The sequence below is a fragment of the Metabacillus bambusae genome, from assembly GCF_017497975.1.
In the GTDB taxonomy this organism is placed as follows: domain Bacteria; phylum Bacillota; class Bacilli; order Bacillales; family Bacillaceae; genus Metabacillus; species Metabacillus bambusae.
Window position 1 is genome coordinate 1 of record NZ_JAGDEL010000053.1, and the last position, 1,277, is coordinate 1,277.

1 pseudogene is annotated in these 1,277 nt (G+C 34.0%); it reads left to right on the forward strand.

Annotated elements, in window-relative coordinates:
• A pseudogene (locus I7822_RS29405) lies at positions 1–1,260 on the forward strand (hypothetical protein); the annotation flags it as partial.
• Positions 1,261–1,277 lie beyond the last annotated feature (17 nt).

The following is a 1,277-nucleotide window of genomic DNA, read 5'->3' on the forward strand; positions in this document are numbered from 1 at the left end:
AAAAAATATTATGGTAATGATAATTTGCCGATTCGTAAACAATCTTTGAATTTTGAACCTACAGAAGTTTCTGTGGTTAAAACCAAAAACTTATTTAATAAAACAACGGTTACTAGTGGAAAATATGTATCTACTACAAACGGTACTTTAGGAGATAATACGGTTTTATCTGCTTCTGATTATATTCCTATCAGTCCAAGTACCTCATATACTCAAAGTCATTCTGATTCAGCTTCAAACTTTGCTTTTTATGATAGTAGCAAAGTTTTTATAAGTGGCGCAACGGATACTAAAACATTTTCAACTCCTTCAAATGCAGCATACGTAAGAGTAACAATAAGGAATGTAAATTTAGATAGTTACCAACTAGAAGTAGGTACAGAATCGACTGGTTATGTACCTTACGAGGTTAATCAAGTTACCGGATTAACTGTAGAAAAAGATAATGTTATTGGTCTTGAATCTTTAAAAGTTCCAAGGAATACTGTAATTGTTTCTAAATATGGTGGTTTTAATTCGATTGTAGAAGCAGTCGCAAGTATTACGGATGATAGCCAAAGTAAACCATATACAATTAATGTTTATCCTGGTATTTACGACAATGAAACAATTCAATTAAGGGGTCGTTTCATTGGAATTAAAGCTGTTCAAAAAGGTTCTGTAGTTATTCAAAATAGTTATAATGATTATGCGAGACCTCCCATTGATATGTCAGGAGATAATGGTCAGTTAGAAGGTTTAATTGTTATATCAAAACAAGGAACGCAAACAGGAACAAGTCCATCTTATGGAGTGCATATTGACGATTGGGGAAATGGTGGAGGAACAACTATATTAAAAGATTGTAAAATCATAAGCGAAAACGCTCCTGCTTTAGGAATCGGGTTAAGAGATCAACAAACAATCGAAATCATAGGTTGTGAAATTATTTCTCCTGTAAGACAAGCATTATACGCACATAACCAACAATCGAATGGTGGAACAGATCAGAAATTAATCTCGAAAAATTCTCGTTACGAATCAGGCTCAACTAACGATGCAGTATTAGTCATCCAAGATGCAAACCATCGTGAAGGCGGTGGTGCAGGTGACGCTCAAGATACTGTATTTAGTTTTTATAATAATATTATTTGGTCTACTGTAAACGGAACAGCAAATCCATTGACGGTAGATGCACCTTTAGATGCAAACTCATGGTGTGGATATATAAAATTAGGTGGAGACAGTTTCGGGAATAATGTAACTCAAATTAATGCTTAATTGGAGTAAATTCCGCA